The organism is Caloranaerobacter azorensis DSM 13643 (genome assembly GCF_900129995.1).
Taxonomy (GTDB): Bacteria; Bacillota; Clostridia; order Tissierellales; family Thermohalobacteraceae; genus Caloranaerobacter; species Caloranaerobacter azorensis.
Map to the genome: position 1 here is coordinate 1 of NZ_FQXO01000139.1, position 2,045 is coordinate 2,045.

The 2,045-nt window shown below is 27.2% G+C and carries 2 protein-coding genes; both read right to left on the reverse strand.

Annotation, left to right across the window (positions count from 1 at the left end):
* Positions 1-261 precede the first annotated feature (261 nt).
* On the reverse strand, positions 262-1,089 hold the full coding sequence (locus BUB51_RS12795; protein WP_083599631.1) for an inorganic diphosphatase: 828 nt from the start codon (positions 1,087-1,089) through the stop codon (positions 262-264).
* 40 nt (positions 1,090-1,129) lie between these two features.
* On the reverse strand, positions 1,130-1,915 hold the full coding sequence (locus BUB51_RS12475; RefSeq protein WP_242945597.1) for a PHP domain-containing protein: 786 nt from the start codon (positions 1,913-1,915) through the stop codon (positions 1,130-1,132).
* Positions 1,916-2,045: the final 130 nt, after the last annotated feature.

The following is a 2,045-nucleotide window of genomic DNA, read 5'->3' on the forward strand; positions in this document are numbered from 1 at the left end:
TCGAAAATAGAAAAATTTATTCTGTAGTTTCCAAATGCGTTAAAAACTTTATATACAATGACTTTGTGGCTTAATTAATCTTGTAAACTGGTGATATTTATAAATACACGTATTAATACAAATATTAGCAAATATCTAAGTATAGAAAAAAACATACCTATCCCTCACTTGATACATAAATACCACTGACATAACAAAATATATTCTCATATACTACATTAAAAAATTATTCTATTTTTTAATCATAAAAATTTCTTATATCTATTTACTATTATCATAATACTTTCTATACGCCTTTTCATTTCTAAAATCTAAAAACTCCATAAAAGGCTGTCCATCTTCATACTTCCATACTGTAACAAATTTTGGATCAACTTCTATAACTACTTCATTTTCCATATGAGAATATGCATTAAAAGAACCACTGTGTATTTCTCTAAATACTTCTATAAAATTTTTATTTTCTTCTGCAAATGGATGACCTTTTATTTTTGCATATCCCTCAATTTGAAAATTATCAACACATAAAGCCACATTAGGATTACTTTTTATCTGTTCATACTTTAAGAAAGTTCTATCTGTTTGAAAATATATTTTTGAATCTATTACAACACAACTTATACTTCTTGCTGTAACTCTATTATCCTTACTTATTGCAAGTACTATAAACTTTTTTGCTCTAACTAACTCTAAAAATTCTCTTTTTAAAGTATCAAATTCTATTAATTCACCATCTATATCTTTTCTAGTCTCATCCTCATACATGATAATTTCTGTTTCAAAGAATCTCTCTTGGAATTCTACTAATGCCCTGATTTGATCTCTATTATACATATTTAAGTCTTTGGAAACTACTAACTTATCTTCGTTATCATCTTTTCGCTGTATTATCGCAATAACATATCCTTCATAAGATTCTAATGGTTTAAACTCACCTAAAACATAGGCATCTATTTCTTCTCCATCTCCTGAAACTGTATTAGAAAGATACCCATAGTTTATTGGATATATAAATTCATGTTCTGGGTGTTTAGACCCTAATGGCCTGTCTATAACTACTACAACTTTTTTCCCTAGATATTCTTCCATCACTTATTCCCTTCTTTCTCTCAATTTTAAATTACAATCTCTATAATTCACTTAATTCTTTTATATATTTCCCTGTATCTTCTGGTCTATGAGCATCCGAAGTGGTAATTATCTTCACATTCTTTTTTTTGAAAATATTATATAATTTACTATTCATTCCGAGTTCTTTATGCCCATAATTTAAATATAATCCACCACTCTGTTCAGCATACATATCGTATTGATTTAATAAATCTGCAATTTCTATATAAGTTTCTTCTAAATCAAAAGAAGGATAATAGCCAAAACACTTAATAGAATCAGGATGTGCTAAAATATCAAACAATCCAGATTTTATAAGACTTTTCATAATTTCATAATATCTTTTGTATACACGATCTACACATTTTCCTTCCCAAAATTCCTTTTTATGATCAAACCCCCATCCATCTATCCAATGTACTGAACCTGTAATAAAATCCCAATCAAATTTTCCAATTATATCTTTAACTATATTTTCAGTTCCTTCTATAAAACATACTTCCAATCCAAAATTTATTTTAATTGGAAATTTATTTTTTCTTACTTCCATAATTAATTTCTCATATTGATCTAGAGACAATTTCATTCTTTCATTTAACCAAGATTTTTGATATTCATTATACAAAGCAATTTTTTCATAAACTCTTTCAAATTCTTTAAACTTATAAGAATGTTCCAAAATATTGATTTCTGATATTCCTCTTTCACATGCATATCTAACAATCTTTTTTATCCAATCTACGGTATAGTCTCCTTTTTCAATATGTACATGACCATCTATCATACCATTACTCTTTCTAAACATATACTCACCCGTTGACTTATATCTATAAAAACCTCATAGAAAGCAACGCATACCTATAAATCTTTATAGATTTATAGGTCTTATCCGATACTTCTATTATGAGGCTATAAGCCTACATAACTCGAAGTCG